General features: G+C 42.9%; 12 protein-coding genes, 10 tRNA genes, 3 rRNA genes and 1 riboswitch. Of the genes, 1 reads left to right on the forward strand and 24 read right to left on the reverse strand.

The features are described 5' to 3' along the window. Window positions 1-116 precede the first annotated feature (116 nt). Entirely contained in the window at window positions 117-767 is a 651-nt protein-coding gene (locus VBD025_RS02970) for a zf-HC2 domain-containing protein (protein ID WP_430789175.1), read from the reverse strand. Window positions 768-783: 16 nt separating this feature from the next. Beyond that, entirely contained in the window at window positions 784-1,347 is a 564-nt protein-coding gene (gene sigW / locus VBD025_RS02975; RefSeq protein ID WP_430789177.1) for an RNA polymerase sigma factor SigW, read from the reverse strand. Between the two features lie 147 nt (window positions 1,348-1,494). Here sigW and VBD025_RS02980 point away from each other — a divergent pair, with 147 nt between their 5' ends. Continuing rightward, window positions 1,495-1,656 carry a Spo0E family sporulation regulatory protein-aspartic acid phosphatase gene (locus tag VBD025_RS02980; protein WP_430789179.1) on the forward strand — a complete coding sequence of 54 codons (162 nt, stop codon included), beginning with the start codon at window positions 1,495-1,497 and terminating at the stop codon, window positions 1,654-1,656. 69 nt (window positions 1,657-1,725) lie between these two features. Here VBD025_RS02980 and VBD025_RS02985 read toward each other — a convergent pair whose 3' ends face one another. The 22 genes from VBD025_RS02985 to VBD025_RS03090 all read right to left on the reverse strand — a co-directional run bounded on the left by VBD025_RS02985 (window position 1,726) and on the right by VBD025_RS03090 (window position 16,520). Next, entirely contained in the window at window positions 1,726-3,051 is a 1,326-nt protein-coding gene (locus VBD025_RS02985; RefSeq protein ID WP_430789181.1) for a TrkH family potassium uptake protein, read from the reverse strand. A gap of 99 nt (window positions 3,052-3,150) precedes the next feature. Beyond that, window positions 3,151-3,293: riboswitch (cyclic di-AMP (ydaO/yuaA leader) on the reverse strand. Window positions 3,294-3,351: 58 nt separating this feature from the next. Beyond that, window positions 3,352-4,251, reverse strand: a complete 900-nt coding sequence (gene rocF, locus VBD025_RS02990; protein WP_430789183.1) for an arginase — start codon at window positions 4,249-4,251, stop codon at window positions 3,352-3,354. A gap of 155 nt (window positions 4,252-4,406) precedes the next feature. After that, window positions 4,407-4,730 carry a hypothetical protein gene (locus VBD025_RS02995; RefSeq protein ID WP_430789185.1) on the reverse strand — a complete coding sequence of 108 codons (324 nt, stop codon included), beginning with the start codon at window positions 4,728-4,730 and terminating at the stop codon, window positions 4,407-4,409. 130 nt (window positions 4,731-4,860) lie between these two features. Further along, window positions 4,861-5,964: a phosphomevalonate kinase gene (locus VBD025_RS03000; RefSeq protein WP_430789187.1), complete on the reverse strand. Its 1,104-nt coding sequence runs from the start codon at window positions 5,962-5,964 to the stop codon at window positions 4,861-4,863. 12 nt (window positions 5,965-5,976) lie between these two features. Continuing rightward, a complete protein-coding gene (gene mvaD / locus VBD025_RS03005; RefSeq protein WP_430789189.1) occupies window positions 5,977-6,954 on the reverse strand; it encodes a diphosphomevalonate decarboxylase in 978 nt (325 codons plus the stop codon). 28 nt (window positions 6,955-6,982) lie between these two features. Further along, window positions 6,983-7,945, reverse strand: a complete 963-nt coding sequence (gene mvk, locus VBD025_RS03010) for a mevalonate kinase (protein WP_430789191.1) — start codon at window positions 7,943-7,945, stop codon at window positions 6,983-6,985. Beyond that, entirely contained in the window at window positions 7,942-9,231 is a 1,290-nt protein-coding gene (locus VBD025_RS03015) for a hydroxymethylglutaryl-CoA reductase, degradative (protein WP_430789193.1), read from the reverse strand. The genes mvk and VBD025_RS03015 overlap by 4 nt, the downstream gene beginning before the upstream one ends. Window positions 9,232-9,420: 189 nt before the next feature. Further along, a tRNA-Lys gene (locus VBD025_RS03020) sits at window positions 9,421-9,493 on the reverse strand. A 123-nt stretch (window positions 9,494-9,616) separates the two neighbouring features. Beyond that, a tRNA-Gln gene (locus VBD025_RS03025) sits at window positions 9,617-9,691 on the reverse strand. 9 nt (window positions 9,692-9,700) lie between these two features. After that, window positions 9,701-9,785: transfer RNA gene (locus VBD025_RS03030), tRNA-Tyr, on the reverse strand. Between the two features lie 38 nt (window positions 9,786-9,823). Further along, window positions 9,824-9,899: transfer RNA gene (locus VBD025_RS03035), tRNA-Thr, on the reverse strand. An 8-nt stretch (window positions 9,900-9,907) separates the two neighbouring features. After that, a tRNA-Val gene (locus VBD025_RS03040) sits at window positions 9,908-9,983 on the reverse strand. 7 nt (window positions 9,984-9,990) lie between these two features. After that, window positions 9,991-10,065, reverse strand: a tRNA-Glu gene (locus VBD025_RS03045). Between the two features lie 164 nt (window positions 10,066-10,229). Further along, complete coding sequence (locus VBD025_RS03050) at window positions 10,230-10,397, reverse strand: hypothetical protein (RefSeq protein WP_430789195.1); 168 nt, start codon at window positions 10,395-10,397, stop codon at window positions 10,230-10,232. Window positions 10,398-10,499: 102 nt separating this feature from the next. Then, window positions 10,500-10,572: transfer RNA gene (locus VBD025_RS03055), tRNA-Thr, on the reverse strand. 7 nt (window positions 10,573-10,579) lie between these two features. Continuing rightward, a tRNA-Asn gene (locus VBD025_RS03060) sits at window positions 10,580-10,654 on the reverse strand. A 169-nt stretch (window positions 10,655-10,823) separates the two neighbouring features. Continuing rightward, window positions 10,824-10,939: ribosomal RNA gene (gene rrf / locus VBD025_RS03065) — 5S ribosomal RNA — on the reverse strand. Window positions 10,940-11,011: 72 nt separating this feature from the next. After that, a 23S ribosomal RNA gene (locus VBD025_RS03070) occupies window positions 11,012-13,933 on the reverse strand. A 77-nt stretch (window positions 13,934-14,010) separates the two neighbouring features. Beyond that, window positions 14,011-14,083: transfer RNA gene (locus VBD025_RS03075), tRNA-Ala, on the reverse strand. A gap of 14 nt (window positions 14,084-14,097) precedes the next feature. Continuing rightward, window positions 14,098-14,174: transfer RNA gene (locus VBD025_RS03080), tRNA-Ile, on the reverse strand. Window positions 14,175-14,347: 173 nt separating this feature from the next. After that, window positions 14,348-15,913: ribosomal RNA gene (locus VBD025_RS03085) — 16S ribosomal RNA — on the reverse strand. The 16S, 23S and 5S rRNA genes sit together here with 4 tRNA genes alongside, the layout of an rRNA operon. A 385-nt stretch (window positions 15,914-16,298) precedes the next feature. Continuing rightward, window positions 16,299-16,520, reverse strand: a complete 222-nt coding sequence (locus VBD025_RS03090; RefSeq protein WP_430791242.1) for a hypothetical protein — start codon at window positions 16,518-16,520, stop codon at window positions 16,299-16,301. Between the last annotated feature and the right edge of the window lie 182 nt (window positions 16,521-16,702).

Consider the following 16,702-nt stretch of genomic DNA (forward strand, 5'->3'; position numbering starts at 1 on the left):
TTACATTCTTTAATTTTAACATTTTCAGGAATCTATTCCCAGAAATATTCCTTATTGGAAGACCATAAATAAAAGCCTTCTGAAAAACAGAAGACTTTTAAACTATAGTTATGCCTTTAATTAATAGTGATTTGGCCAAGTGAAAATATAGCTTCAAAAAATCCTTTTAAATAATACCATATCCACTCGAATACCTGGTCAACTTTTTCAAATTCTCCGTTGATTTCTCCAGCTGAAGCCATTAATCCACCATTATCAATCGAATCGTCGATTAGGTTACCGTTGATTAACGTAACATCTCCTTCAACAGTACCTTCAATTTTTAGATTTCCGTTTTTAACCAATAAATCTCCCGCTACAGTAACACCCTCAGGTACAATGACTGTATCGCCATCAATAACTAAGTTCTCCTGCTTGGAAACTACTAGTTCACTGCTTTGATTCCATGAAGAAAAGATACTGCTGAACATGAAAATAAAGAAAATAGCCGCAGCGGTAATAACAGGATGTGCCTTAAACCAACGCTTATAGCTGACTCTTTTCTTCTCCTTAGGTAACTTATCCATAACGCTTTTCGTAAAATTCTCAGGTGCAGCTATTTTTTCCGCACTTTGAACCCAGGTGATGGTACGCTTAAGTTCGTGAAAATGGTTTTGACAATCTTCACATCCCTCGAGATGTTCTCGCAAAACTGTTTCCTCTGCTTTGCTTAAACCACCGTCTAAATATTTATGCATAAGCATAATCGCTTCTTTATTACATTTCACTTTCGTTCACACTCCTTTACACGTGACGAAGCTTTTTCCGTAGAGCTTCCCTTCCTCTGTGTATCCTCGTTTTAACAGTTCCAAGAGGTATATCTAAGATGTCACTTATTTCCTGCAGGGAAAACTCCTCTAAATATCGCAAAATAATAATCGAACGATACTTAGGTGGCAGCTCTGATATTTCTTGATGTATATAGCTCTTCAGTTCAAGATTCTCTACTTCTTCTTCCGGCAATAAATTATCCGATTCCAATTGTGAGTACATATTGAGCCCGTCAGAACCCTTCACCTCTGCATCGAGATAGTAGTCCGGCTTACGTTTTCGTACTCGATCAATGGTCAAATTAGTTGCAATGCGGTACAACCATGTTGAAAATTTTCGGTTTAAATCATACGAATCAATATTTATATATGCCCGAATAAAAGCCTCCTGTGCTATATCCTCCGCCTCGTGTGCATTACCTAACATTCGATAGCAATGCTGGTAAATTTTATGCTGATAAAAAGTGACCACATCCTCAAATGCAGCTTGATCACCTTTTTTAACTTGTTTTATTTTCTCTTTTATCATTAAGTCCATCGCAAGTACCTCCGCTTTTCATGCGGTATTTATGTTACGTATCAACACCATAAAAGGTTTCATCTATAAAAAATATTTTTTTAGGTTTATATTTTCAAAAATATGGGTATTTCTTAAATACATTATACTAGAATGGGGGAAGGTTTTGTGGATAATTGCAATTTATTACAAAAAATCGAGCAATGTCGCAAAGAAATGATTCTTTTAAGTCACTCCCATGGCTATACTTCTGAAATTGTTGTTAAAACCAGTAAGCGATTAGACTCGCTATTAAACAAATATGAAAAAACGATTAAAAACGCTTCATAACAACTATCCGATAAACATACATAATAGAGACAGTGAATCCAGTTTTGGAAATCACTGTCTCTTTTCCTACTACCCCGCTAATACATCTTCACTTGGATAACGGATCTTTTCAATATGTTTCTTAGCAAGCGAGAATGCTAAAGTTAATGGCCCAAGCTTTCCAAAAAACATGACAAGAACGATTATACATTTACCTAAATCGGTTAATATACTTGTCAGACCCATCGATAAGCCTACTGTTCCAAAAGCAGAAAAGACTTCAAATGCAATTGGTAATACCGGCATTCGTTCCGTTATACTAAGTATCAATATAGAGACAAAAACAAATGAAATACTAATTGTTAAAATAGCTAATGCCTTTACCACCAAATTAAATTCAATTCTGCGATGTCGGACTACAATTTCTTTGTTTCCTTTCAAAAAGGCACCAACTGTAAAGATAATAATTAAAAAGGTAGTCAGCTTTATTCCTCCACCAGTAGAAGCACTACCCGCTCCAATAAACATTAATAACAACATAAATATACTAGTTGGTTCCTCTAACGCTCCAATATCGACTGAATTAAATCCAGCCGTTCTTGTAGTCACAGCCTGAAAGTAGGATGCATAAATCTTATCGCTCAATGAAAGCGAACCAAGTGTTCCGGGATTATTAAATTCAAAAATAAAAATAAATAACATGGCTACAACATTAATGACTAAAGTACCAATTAGCATGAGCTGTGTATGAAGCGAAAGTTTTTTAAACTTGCGATTAACATACAAATCATTCAGCACTGTAAATCCAATTCCACCGATAATAAATAAGATACTAATAACGATATTTACGATTGGATCTCCTACATATCCGGACATGCTGTCTGACCACACAGAAAAACCTGCATTATTAAATGCTGATACAGAATGAAAGATACTAACGTATATCCCACGGCCCCATCCAAATTCAGGCACCCACCTTACTGCCAGCACAATGGCGCCAACCGCTTCAATTATTAGCGAAAAATACAGCAGCTGTTTAACTAAGCGAACTATTCCACCAGGGTTTGATTGGTTTAACGCCTGCTGAATAATCAACCTTTGTTTAAAACCTATTTTCTTTCCAAGCATAAGAAAAATGAGTACCGCAAAGGTCATTATTCCTAGTCCGCCGGTTTGAATCAGAAGTAATATAACTAACTCGCCAAATAATGTAAATGCTGTGTCTGTGTCTACAACGGCTAGACCTGTTACCGTCATTGCTGAAGTACTGGTAAACAAAGCATCCACCCATCTGATAGTTTCTGTTGTTGAGAAAGGTAACTTTAACAATAGTGTGCCGAGTCCAATAAATGCCAGAAATACGAGTACGATAAATTGTGGTGGTTGTAACTTTAAAAGTTTTCTATGATTTTTCATGTTAATTATTTCTCCTCGTATTTCCAGATTAGGAGGATTAGATAATGTACCAAAAAACCACAGAGAATGCTCTGTGGCTTTTCAGTTAATGAGCAACATTTCTCCTCTTTTTTACGCTTGCGGGGTAAGCTGTCGGATTCGGATAAAAGAGATACCCTACCAATGAATGGATTCACCCCAGAGTACCTGCCTTGAATGGGTCCCCCGCTTTCATAATACAAGAAATTAAGCGTTTTATTTAGATTAAGATGCTCATTATATTACGCCGATACATTTTAAATGTAAAGACTATTTTTTAATTTATTTTAACGTTTCACCAAACAAGGCACTGATTAAATTGGCAGCAACAATGCCGGTTTTGTTTTTATCATCAAGCAATGGATTTACTTCAACAAATTCGGCAGAAGTAAGCACATCCGCATCGTGCAGTAATTCCAGCGCATGACGCGTTTCACGATAAGAAGGTCCACCTACTACTGGTGTGCCAACTCCCGGTGTTTCACTTGGGTCAAGTCCATCAAGGTCCAGGCTTAAATGAATTCCGTCGGTTCGATCTTTCAAGTATGCAAGCGTTTCTTTAATAACCGTTTCCATACCCAGTTCATCGATTTCGCGCATCGAATAAACTTTAATCCCCCGGTCTTTAATTAATTTCTTCTCTCCAGGGTCCAGATCACGCGCTCCGATTATTACTAAATTCTCCGGCTTAATTTTTGGCCCATCTCCATGAACAGATGTAAGTTTCTTGTGACCAATACCTAAGCTTGCCGCAAGTGGCATTCCATGGATATTTCCTGACGGTGACGTGGCACTATCATTTAAGTCACCATGTGCGTCATACCAGATTACGCCTAAGTTTTCATAATGCTTACTAATCCCAGCAAGACTTCCAATTGCCATGCTGTGATCCCCACCAAATAGTAATGGGAATCGCTTCGATGCCACAACGTCATCTGCCTTTTTAGCAAGAATGTTCGATGCATCAATAATTGACTGCAGGTTTAACAAGTTATCCTCACGTTGTTCTTCACCTGTAGTTGAGTCAATTTTTATATCACCTAAGTCTTCCACATCATGTTGTAAACGCTTTAATTTTTCAACAGCTCCAGCATGACGGATAGCATCAGGACCTAAATCAGTTCCTGGGCGAGGCTGTCCTAAATGCATTGGTACTCCAATAATCGAAATATTTTTCTTCATCGTTGTAACCTCCTCTATTCTATAGTTTAACGATAAAACTATAGTTGACTCAACTAGACATAATTATGTCTATTTATACCATTTGAGTTAAGGAGGGAGTCTTGCCGGTTTTACCGACTAGGTTATTTATCAGCTTCTAATCATTCATTCAGCACCTATTCCAATCCTTTTTGCATTTTATGTGATAGCATTCTATTCTTAAAGGTCAAACCAATGAAAGAATCAGGAGCGACACCTTCCCATATGTATGTTTCATCTTCTGTGTACGCAACTTCTTCTTTACTAACCTGCTCTTCTCCTTCTTCAGGTGCAGGTGCTCCCAGTAATTCAATTACTTCGTCAAACGGCATACTGCTTTCAAGTTGGTTGTATTCCTGCAACGATACTAAACCATCATCTTCTTTGGGTTCCATTTTGGTACAACCAACGATGAACACCATAATGCTTAGTAAAACAATTAATTTATACCCCTTTTTCAAATCAATTCCCCCTTCACATTCTTACAGTTTTACTAACGAATAAATTAATAGTAAAAAGTTGTAACTTATTATTATTTTTAGATAATTAACTTGATTATAATAAAAAAAAAAAAACAAGTACTTTTCTCATTTACGAGAATGTACTTGCTTTTGCACCATCAGAATTTATGCTTAATAATAGATGTTTTATACCAGTGTTTTTCCATTCATTCCTAATACGTTCTGCTTTTTCATTATCAGGTAAAAATGCAATCCCGCAATCTCCTCCACCAGCTCCGGAAGGTTTCCCAGCACCTCCGTGCATTTCAGCTATATCTGATAGTGCTTTAAGTAGCGGGGTTTCAATATCAGCTTTTGCATGTTTCCCTAACATTGCTAACGCTTTTCTGTTAGAGGTGATGCCGCTCAATATCTGATAGGTATTACCCGCTTCTATTCCCTGTATAATGTCCTCAACAGCCGCATCCGACTGGTTAAGAAACTCAGTATATAGATCGGATTGATGAGCTTTTAGTAAGTTGATTTTTTTAATAAAATCTTTTGTCGAAGCGGGATTACCTGTCCAGCCAATGATCATTTGAATATCATCTGGTAAAGAAACCGGCTTAACAGAAAAATACGGCCAGTCCATTTTCATGACTTCTGTTATGGATGCTTTACTTTTGATCGCTTCCAGTAACCAGTCTGCTTGAAAAGATGTATAGGCTACCATTCCACCAAATGACGATGCCGCAACATCAGCACCTGAACCGCTTCCCTGTGACTGAACATGCGCTATTGCCGCTAGCTTAAAGAGAGTAAGCTTACGGCATTGTACTTCATGTTTTTCCAGAATTGCTTTAATCGTTGCTGTAACAACTGCTGCACTAGAACCTAGTCCGTATTTAATTCCTGATTCATCGTCCAGTTCACTAGTAATGGTCAGGTCAAAATTCTTAAACGACGTTCCCTTTTCGGTTATGTAGGTGTACGCTACGTTCATTGCATTTTCAACGAAATTTATCCGTTTATCAACTGTTACAATATGTATTTGGTTATTCGTTAATTCCCATGGCAGCTGATCGAGGTTTAATTTTGGTAAGGATATGCGTTTTTCACTACTCGTCGTAATTTTGGCATAAACAAAACGATCAACAGCCATTACTATTGATCGCTTATAGGCTTCTAATATGGCATATTCCCCAGCAATCATGAGCTTCCCCGGAACCTTTATGGTCATGCTTGAATTCGCCATTTGTTTCAACTCCTATTGATAGGTGATCCCTTGACCGGAACGGCTTAAAATCACATTGGATACACCAGGTATTTGGCGGAGTGTTTCTTCTATAAAGTCTTCATTCTCTGGCTGGTAGAGTACTTTCACGTTCGGACCTGCATCAATGGTGAAATAGGCTGGAACACCTTTATCACGTAATGCCTGTACGGTTTGCATAACGGTCATCGTTGTATCGTGCCAATACGTGAACGGAGGGTTAGCTCCTAACGTTGTCGCGTGCATTTTTTGACAATTTGCTTCAGCAATTTCGCCCAATCTCTTAAAATCCCGTTCTTGAATGGCTTCTTTTATTCGTCCAAGGTCCGTTGGAATCGTATCAACCCAACCTGTGTAAAAAGGCGATGTTTCTACAGTTCGCCGCATACCGACACGGCTTGATACTTTTTTCATCTTAGATGATAAAACAACAGCTGCCACGCGAACATCCCAGTGATCTTTTGGTGCAACAGGGACAGCATACGAATCAGAACCATCGACTTCGCTTCCTTTTTCCCATTCGACAAATCCCCCATAGACGGAACGGCACGCAGACCCTGATCCTTGGCGTGTTAACCGGGATAAGGTTGACTCGTCAACCTGTAAGCCAAGCGCACGCGTTGCTGCCGCTGCAAGTGCTGCGAACCCTGAAGCTGATGACGCAAATCCTGCTGCCGTTGGTACCGCATTTGTTGAACGAACCTCAGCATATAGCCCTTGTCTATCTGCAAAGTTCCGAATTAAGTCAAGGAATGTCGATACTTTCGTATACTGCTCACCTTCAATTTTTTCTTCGTCCAGTATAAATACATCTTCGGTTAAACTATCGTTAAATGTAACGGTTGTTTCTGTATAAAAAGCATCTAACGTTAAGGATAAACTACTATTCATTGGTAAAATCAACGACTCATCGCGCTTTCCCCAATATTTAATTAAGGCAATGTTTGTATGTGCCTTAGCCGTTGCTTTCATCCATAATCCCCATTTCTATGAACTTTTGCTACTTTTGTTTATTTAAGACGAATGGCCAAACTGCATGCGCTCCAAAACCTTTTAATTTCTCACAAAGATGTCTGGAATGAGCTTCGTTTCGTGCTAAAGCGATAATGCATCCGCCATTTCCTCCACCAGTCAATTTAGCGCCAAGTGCGCCTTCCTGACGAGCTACATAAATAAGTCTGTTTAAACCGGCATCACTGACACCAAGCGCTTCCAGTTCCTTTTGTGCTTCATTTAACGTCTTGCCCAATAGCTGCTTACTAGCTTTCTCAAGAGCTCTTCTGGCCTGATGAGTTATGTCACCAATTCGATCCAGACTTGCTTGAATTCTTCTCGGAGCAGATTTAAGTAACTCTGCAACAGATTCAACTGCTAATCTAGTATCACCTTTACGTCCCGAATCAGCTACAACAAAGTGAAAGTCAGATTTAGGCTTGATAAAATGGAAAGGTAAATCTTTTTCATACCAAACTGGTGATTCAGAAGTAATCGTTAGTGTGTCAATCCCACTTGGTGCTCCATGTGCATACGTTTCTGATATATTAGCCAACATCAATAATGTCTCATCTGTTAACTTATTATCTTCATACGCAAATAAGGACCTGATTACGGCAATCGCCACCGATGCACTGGACCCAAGACCCTTACCTGGCGGGATGGACGATTTAATTCGAATCAAAAGATCAGACTTAGGCATTTCCAGGTGATTCAGTGTAGCTTTAATACAGTTAACTAAACCATCCAGGCTATCCGGCGCCTTTTCTATCGGCCCATGATAAAACGTACTGTCAATCTTAACTGTTCCTGGTACATTTTCGACTAAAGCCTCAATCCCGATTAATGGGAATGGAATAGCTATCGCTGGTTGTCCGTGTACAACCGCATGTTCACCAATTAAAATCAACTTACTATGAGCTATACCTATAGCTGTTTGTTCTGAAGTTGTTGCTTTCTCTACACTCATTTTTTACTCTTTTCCACCAATTCTTTAGCTTTCCCTACACGGATTTCTTTTTCATTTATTAATTGTTCAGCAATGATATCAATCAGCTCTCCTTTAGCACCTGCTGCCATAGCAACAGAACGAGAATGTAAAGCCATGTGTCCTTTTTGAATACCATCCGTAACTAAAGCCTTTAATGCGCCTAGGTTTTGCGCTAGACCTACAGATACGATAACCTGTGCTAGTTCCTGAGCGGAATCCACGTCTAATATCTTATGTGCAAGTTGAGAAATTGGGTGTACGCGAATCGAACCACCGACTGTACCTACAGACATAGGTAACTCAAGTTCTCCAACAAGGTTGCCTTTCTCATCCACATACCATTCTGTCATCGAGCTATATTTTCCAAAACGAGCTGCATACGCATGCGCTCCCGCTTCAACTGCTCGCCAGTCATTCCCTGTAGCAATGACAATTGGATCAATTCCATTCATAATCCCCTTGTTATGCGTAACCGCACGATACGGATCAGAAGCTGCAAACTCATAGGCGTGCACCACTCCATCACGTACCTCTTCACCACTATAATTGCCTGTTTCAAGCAATTCCGGTGGTATAACACATTTTGACCGCGCGAGGCATCTATCTGCTAAATTAGACAAAATCCGCAAATACACCTTACCTTTTGTTAAATCCTCAACCACTGGCGCAAGTGCTTCCACCATTGTATTGATAATATTTGCTCCCATTGCATCACACGTATCAATATACAGGTGTAATACAAGCATCTGGCCATACTTTGAGCCTGAGTCATCATTTAGTATGCGTACTTCTAAATCCTGCGCTCCGCCACCTCTAGCGACGATACTCGGGTATGCTGCATTTGCACCCTCTAAAAGCATATCCTTTTCGTGCAGCAGTGTATCCTTAGCTTGATTAAAATCAGCACATCCAACTACTTGAATCTGACCAATCATAATCCTGTCTGTAGCTTCTGTTGTAAACCCACCAGCATTGCGAATGATTTTCGCAATATAACTTGCAGATGCCACAACAGATGGTTCCTCAATTGCCATCGGTACTGCATATTCTTTCCCGTTTATAAGAAAGTTTAATCCTAATCCAAGTGGCAATTGATAGGTTCCTACCACGTTTTCTATCATATTATCTGCTGTATCAAGTGATAACGGATTTGCAGATAGTAAATGTGCTGTTTCTTCTTCCGTAAAACCAGCCTTTTCAGCAAGAAAGGTTCTGCGGTTTTCTACAGACATATTATAAAAGCCAGGAATTCTAGAAGTATTCATACAAAATCATCCTTTTGTGTATCAATATATAATAAGTTTTTATTTTAATTTAGATAATAAATTTACTCTATCTATTATGTAAAAAAATAGCGCAAAATGCAAATAAACAAGGTTAGTTATATTCATAACGACCTTGTTTACTTGAATTATACTATGTATTATGTCTCAATGCTAGAAATATCATTAAAATGAGCCATGAAGGATTCGAACCTTCGACCCTCTGATTAAAAGTCAGATGCTCTACCAACTGAGCTAATGGCTCGTATGAAAGAAAGTTCTACTATACATTTGTAAACAAAACCTAAATCTAAATGGTTCGTAAAAATACAAAAACCACGTATTTACCGTGGTATAGTTGATACAACGTTATCAATAAAAGTAATAATGGCTGGGCTACCAGGATTCGAACCTGGGGATGACAGGATCAAAACCTGCTGCCTTACCGCTTGGCTATAGCCCAATTATATAGTGGTGGAGGGGGGCAGATTCGAACTGCCGAACCCTGAGGGAGCGGATTTACAGTCCGCCGCGTTTAGCCACTTCGCTACCCCTCCATATAATTACCACATTTAGATATATTATACATAAAAAATGGTGCCGGCCAGAGGACTTGAACCCCCAACCTACTGATTACAAGTCAGTTGCTCTACCAGTTGAGCTAGGCCGGCAAAAAAAATGGTGGAGGATGCAGGGCTCGAACCTGCGACCCCCTGCTTGTAAGGCAGGTGCTCTCCCAGCTGAGCTAATCCTCCAAGTAAGTGGTGACCCGTACGGGATTCGAACCCGTGATACCGCCGTGAAAGGGCGGTGTCTTAACCACTTGACCAACGGGCCATAAAGTTGTTTTCAAATTTCATATCTATGTATTTGTCGAAAACCAACGAATCTTATTATATCCAGTTTAACGCTCTTTGTAAAGGGTAATACGAACTTTTTATTTTTTTCTACTATAATCTGCTTTCATTTGAATTCTATTGCCCGTATACAGCACATATTATTTATGATGATACAATAGCGACAACCCATAAAATAACAACTGTCGGTACTGCCATATAAAGGGTTCGAGAAAGCGGGAAATTGTGCTTCTTTACTAAATAAACTGCCAAAAATAGTTCGAAAATGGTTACCACTATAGCAACTATAAATAAAAGGGGGATGCTTTCCATATTAGCCCTCCTCTTTCAATGAGTTTTTTCATTCTGACAAGCAGTGTTCCAGTACATAGAATTATAAACGTCTACACCATGTAGCGATGTAGACGCTTGCAGAGCTTCCAAGCGGATTTGAACCGCTGACCCCCACCTTACCATGGTGGTGCTCTACCGGCTGAGCTATGGAAGCGTATGTATGGCTCCACAGGTAGGAGTCGAACCTACGACCGATCGGTTAACAGCCGATTGCTCTACCTCTGAGCTACTGTGGAATAATCTAATAAAGTAAATCATAGTGGTACAATCTTATTTGGGCCTGCTCGTCACACAAACCATTCCTCGCATGACCTGAAAATCTCTGCATTAGTATAACTAATAAACACAAAAATCATTCCATGAAGTTTTTAAGTAACTCCAAGTAAAAATAGATACAAAAAAACTGCCTGGCGGCGTCCTACTCTTGCAGGGACAAAGTCCCAACTACCATCGGCGCTGGAGAGCTTAACTACTGTGTTCGGTATGGGAACAGGTGTGACTTCTCCGCTATTACTACCAGACAATTTCATGTATAAGGTAATTTATACCCTAAAAACTAAATAAGAACGCAATAGACATGACATCGTAAATGGTTAGTTAAGTCCTCGATCTATTAGTATTCGTCAGCTCCACGTGTCACCACGCTTCCACCTCGAACCTATCAACCTCATCGTCTCTGAGGGATCTTACTCACTCGAAGTGATGGGAAGTCTCATCTTGAGGGGGGCTTCATGCTTAGATGCTTTCAGCACTTATCCTTTCCACACGTAGCTACCCAGCTATGCTCCTGGCGGAACAACTGGTACACCAGCGGTATGTCCATCCCGGTCCTCTCGTACTAAGGACAGCTCCTCTCAAACTTCCAACGCCCACGACGGATAGGGACCGAACTGTCTCACGACGTTCTGAACCCAGCTCGCGTACCGCTTTAATGGGCGAACAGCCCAACCCTTGGGACCGACTACAGCCCCAGGATGCGATGAGCCGACATCGAGGTGCCAAACCTCCCCGTCGATGTGAACTCTTGGGGGAGATAAGCCTGTTATCCCCGGGGTAGCTTTTATCCGTTGAGCGATGGCCCTTCCATGCGGAACCACCGGATCACTAAGCCCGACTTTCGTCCCTGCTCGACTTGTAGGTCTCGCAGTCAAGCTCCCTTATGCCTTTACACTCTACGAATGATTTCCAACCATTCTGAGGGAACCTTTGGGCGCCTCCGTTACTCTTTGGGAGGCGACCGCCCCAGTCAAACTACCCGCCTGACACTGTCTCCGAACCGGATTACGGTCCTGGGTTAGAATGTCCGTACAGCCAGGGTGGTATCCCACGGATGCCTCCACCGAAGCTAGCGCTCCGGTTTCTAAGGCTCCCACCTATCCTGTACAAGCTGTACCAACATTCAATATCAGGCTATAGTAAAGCTCCACGGGGTCTTTCCGTCCTGTCGCGGGTAATGCGCATCTTCACGCATAGTATAATTTCACCGGGTCTCTCGTTGAGACAGTGCCCAAGTCGTTGCACCTTTCGTGCGGGTCGGAACTTACCCGACAAGGAATTTCGCTACCTTAGGACCGTTATAGTTACGGCCGCCGTTTACTGGGGCTTCGGTTCTAAGCTTCGCGCCCGAAGGCGCTAACCTTTCCCCTTAACCTTCCAGCACCGGGCAGGTGTCAGCCCCTATACTTCGCCTTTCGGCTTCGCAGAGACCTGTGTTTTTGCTAAACAGTCGCTTGGGCCTATTCACTGCGGCTCCTCCTTAAAAGGAGCACCCCTTCTCCCGAAGTTACGGGGTCATTTTGCCGAGTTCCTTAACGAGAGTTCTCCCGATCACCTTAGGATTCTCTCCTCGCCTACCTGTGTCGGTTTACGGTACGGGCACCTATGAACTCACTAGAGGCTTTTCTTGGCAGTGTGAAATCCAGAACTTCGGTACTTAATTTCCCTCCCCATCACAGCTCAGAATTGTTGGACGGATTTGCCAATCCAACTCCCTTGCTGCTTGGGCGCACTCATCCATCGGTGCGCATTCCTTATCCTACTGCGTCCCCCCATCGCTCAAACATTCATGAGGTGGTACAGGAATATCTACCTGTTGTCCATCGCCTACGCCTTTCGGCCTCGGCTTAGGTCCCGACTAACCCTGAGCGGACGAGCCTTCCTCAGGAAACCTTAGGCTTTCGGTGAAAGAGATTCTCACTCTTTTTTCGCTACTCATACCGGCATTCTCACTTCGAAACGCTCCACCAGTCCTCACGGTCTGACTTCACAGCAGTTCGAACGCTCTCCTACCATTGTTCAAAGAACAATCCGCAGCTTCGGTGATACGTTTAGCCCCGGTACATTTTCGGCGCAGAGTCACTCGACCAGTGAGCTATTACGCACTCTTTAAATGGTGGCTGCTTCTAAGCCAACATCCTGGTTGTCTGGGCAACTCCACATCCTTTTCCACTTAACGTATACTTTGGGACCTTAGCTGGCGGTCTGGGCTGTTTCCCTTTCGACTATGAACCTTATCACCCATAGTCTGACTCCCAGGCTTACGTAGCTGGCATTCGGAGTTTGACTGAATTCGGTAACCCGGTGAGGGCCCCTAGTCCAATCAGTGCTCTACCTCCAGTACGCATCTGCCTGAGGCTAGCCCTAAAGCTATTTCGGAGAGAACCAGCTATCTCCGTGTTCGATTGGCATTTCACCCCTACCCACACCTCATCCCCGCATTTTTCAACATACGTGGGTTCGGGCCTCCAGTCAGTGTTACCTGACCTTCACCCTGGACATGGGTAGATCACACGGTTTCGGGTCTACGACCGCATACTATTTCGCCCTATTCAGACTCGCTTTCGCTGCGGCTCCGTGTCTTCCACTTAACCTTGCATACGATCGTAACTCGCCGGTCCATTCTACAAAAGGTACGCCGTCACCCATTAACGGGCTTCGACTACTTGTAAGCGCACGGTTTCAGGATCTCTTTCACTCCCCTTCCGGGGTGCTTTTCACCTTTCCCTCACGGTACTGGTTCACTATCGGTCACTAGGTAGTATTTAGCCTTGGGAGATGGTCCTCCCGGATTCCGACGGGATTTCTCGTGTCCCGCCGTACTCAGGATACACTCCGGAGGAAACACTTTTTCGACTACAGGGCTCTTACCCGCTATGGCTGATCGTTCCAGATCGATTCATCTAAAGTATTTCTTTGTAACTCCAAAGGAGTGTCCTACAACCCCAGAAAGCAAGCTTTCTGGTTTGGGCTGATTCCGTTTCGCTCGCCGCTACTCAGGAAATCGCATTTGCTTTCTCTTCCTCCGGGTACTGAGATGTTTCAGTTCCCCGGGTCTGCCTCACATACCCTATGTATTCAGATATGCGTACTGCTCCATTACGAACAGTGGGTTTCCCCATTCGGAAATCCTCGGATCAATGTCTACTTACAACTCCCCGAGGCATATCGGTGTTAGTCCCGTCCTTCGTCGGCTCCTAGTGCCAAGGCATTCACCGTGCGCTCTTCTTCACTTAACTATCTTTATGATTAAGAACTTACGTTTTAATTCGATGTCTTGTCTATATTGCTCTTATTTAGTTTTCAAGGTACAAAATGGAGCCTAGCGGGATCGAACCGCTGACCTCCTGCGTGCAAGGCAGGCGCTCTCCCAGCTGAGCTAAGGCCCCGTATGAGTTATAGATGGTGGGCCTGAGTGGACTCGAACCACCGACCTCACGCTTATCAGGCGTGCGCTCTAACCAGCTGAGCTACAGGCCCATCTATATTATAATTATATAGAAGAAGGAAAATTAATCCCTCAAAACTGAACAACAACCTTGTATGTTAAGGCCTATCAACGATAGGTCTTACGATGACGCAAGCGTCACCGATTTTCCGTTAAACAGTACGGCTTCTGCTATCACTAGCTTCGGCTTTCTGTTTTTCCTTAGAAAGGAGGTGATCCAGCCGCACCTTCCGATACGGCTACCTTGTTACGACTTCACCCCAATCATTGGTCCCACCTTCGGCGGCTGGCCCCTAAAAGGTTACCTCACCGACTTCGGGTGTTACCAACTCTCGTGGTGTGACGGGCGGTGTGTACAAGGCCCGGGAACGTATTCACCGCGGCATGCTGATCCGCGATTACTAGCGATTCCGGCTTCATGTAGGCGAGTTGCAGCCTACAATCCGAACTGAGAATGGTTTTATGGGATTTGCTTGACCTCGCGGTTTTGCGTCCCTTTGTTCCATCCATTGTAGCACGTGTGTAGCCCAGGTCATAAGGGGCATGATGATTTGACGTCATCCCCACCTTCCTCCGGTTTGTCACCGGCAGTCACCTTAGAGTGCCCAACTGAATGCTGGCAACTAAGATCAAGGGTTGCGCTCGTTGCGGGACTTAACCCAACATCTCACGACACGAGCTGACGACAACCATGCACCACCTGTCACTCTGTCCCCGAAGGGAACACGATATCTCTATCGCTTGCAGAGGATGTCAAGACCTGGTAAGGTTCTTCGCGTTGCTTCGAATTAAACCACATGCTCCACCGCTTGTGCGGGCCCCCGTCAATTCTTTTGAGTTTCAGCCTTGCGGCCGTACTCCCCAGGCGGAGTGCTTAATGCGTTAACTTCAGCACTAAGGGGCGGAAACCCCCTAACACCTAGCACTCATCGTTTACGGCGTGGACTACCAGGGTATCTAATCCTGTTCGCTCCCCACGCTTTCGCTCCTCAGCGTCAGTTACAGACCAGAGAGTCGCCTTCGCCACTGGTGTTCCTCCACATCTCTACGCATTTCACCGCTACACGTGGAATTCCACTCTCCTCTTCTGTACTCAAGTCCTCCAGTTTCCAATGACCCTCCACGGTTGAGCCGTGGGCTTTCACATCAGACTTAAAAGACCGCCTGCGAGCGCTTTACGCCCAATAATTCCGGACAACGCTTGCCCCCTACGTATTACCGCGGCTGCTGGCACGTAGTTAGCCGGGGCTTTCTGGTTAGGTACCGTCAAGGCACCGTCCTATTAGAACGGTACTTGTTCTTCCCCAACAACAGAGCTTTACGATCCGAAAACCTTCATCACTCACGCGGCGTTGCTCCGTCAGACTTTCGTCCATTGCGGAAGATTCCCTACTGCTGCCTCCCGTAGGAGTCTGGGCCGTGTCTCAGTCCCAGTGTGGCCGATCACCCTCTCAGGTCGGCTACGCATCGTCGCCTTGGTGGGCCATTACCCCACCAACTAGCTAATGCGACGCGGGCCCATCTGCAAGTGACAGCCGAAGCCGCCTTTCAACTTTCTACCATGAGATAAAAAGTATTATTCGGTATTAGCTCCGGTTTCCCGGAGTTATCCCAATCTTGCAGGCAGGTTGCCCACGTGTTACTCACCCGTCCGCCGCTCGTTCCACAAGCGCACACCCCGAAGGGTGATTGCTTGCTTCCCGCGCTCGACTTGCATGTATTAGGCACGCCGCCAGCGTTCGTCCTGAGCCAAGATCAAACTCTCCAAAATAGTTTGGATAAGATTAATAAAATTAATCCCATCAGTTGTCTTAGCTTTCTTGCTTGTTCTTAACATACTTGGTTGTTGTTCAGTTTTCAAGGAGCAATTTATTTCTTTGTCGTTTTTGGCGACAAGATATAATTTACCATGTATACAAATAATTGTCAACGCATTTTAAAAATTAATTAAAACTTTTTTTCGTTTGTTATTTTTAAAGAAAGCTCGTCGGCAACAAGAAATAATATAGCATATTTTAAAAACTATTTCAACACAATCTACAAAAAAATACCAATTCTCTATCCCTGCCTTTATATTCTCTAGTACTATGAGCGCATAAAAAACCAGCGGACAGACACGTCTGAAAGCCCCGCTGGTTCCAACTACAACTCAATTATTATTGATTATTTGATCGCTTCGGCATGTATTTTAAACACTCTTTCTCACTAGCCACACGGCGGAATAACTGAAATAGCAATGCGTATCTTTCACTCATAGAGCGCTTTACCATCTGATCTATTCGGTGATCTTCCAAATCCATCAAAAGTTCTTCCATTTCACGTCTCACAAGGTACTCAATTTCTTTTTGTTCCATATCGTTAATTAGTAAACCTAACATTATCTTCACCTCAAACCTTCTCAAGCTAAACTTAATTTAACTGCTATTGATTTTTTTATATCGATAACACACTAATTCGTAGAAATTGTAGAATTAAGTCGGTTGAAAATCTTGATTTTTATTAATCCTCATCGCAATAAACTACTATAATCATTTTCCTTATTCCCTAATTTGAACAATTT

Origin of the sequence: Virgibacillus flavescens, from assembly GCF_050574275.1 — a bacterium.
GTDB classification, from domain to species: domain Bacteria; phylum Bacillota; class Bacilli; order Bacillales; family Amphibacillaceae; genus Virgibacillus_F; species Virgibacillus_F flavescens.

Excerpts from the sequence above, each read along its gene's own strand:
- sigW (WP_430789177.1), bottom strand. The coding sequence starts at position 1,347 with ATGGACTTAATGATAAAAGAGAAAATAAAACAAGTTAAAAAAGGTGAT.
- VBD025_RS02985 (WP_430789181.1), bottom strand. The coding sequence starts at position 3,051 with ATGAAAAATCATAGAAAACTTTTAAAGTTACAACCACCACAATTTATC.
- rocF (WP_430789183.1), bottom strand. The coding sequence starts at position 4,251 with ATGAAGAAAAATATTTCGATTATTGGAGTACCAATGCATTTAGGACAG.
- VBD025_RS03000 (WP_430789187.1), bottom strand. The coding sequence starts at position 5,964 with ATGGCGAATTCAAGCATGACCATAAAGGTTCCGGGGAAGCTCATGATT.
- mvaD (WP_430789189.1), bottom strand. The coding sequence starts at position 6,954 with ATGAAAGCAACGGCTAAGGCACATACAAACATTGCCTTAATTAAATAT.
- mvk (WP_430789191.1), bottom strand. The coding sequence starts at position 7,945 with ATGAGTGTAGAGAAAGCAACAACTTCAGAACAAACAGCTATAGGTATA.
- VBD025_RS03015 (WP_430789193.1), bottom strand. The coding sequence starts at position 9,231 with ATGAATACTTCTAGAATTCCTGGCTTTTATAATATGTCTGTAGAAAAC.
- VBD025_RS03050 (WP_430789195.1), bottom strand. The coding sequence starts at position 10,397 with ATGGAAAGCATCCCCCTTTTATTTATAGTTGCTATAGTGGTAACCATT.
- VBD025_RS03090 (WP_430791242.1), bottom strand. The coding sequence starts at position 16,520 with ATGTTAGGTTTACTAATTAACGATATGGAACAAAAAGAAATTGAGTAC.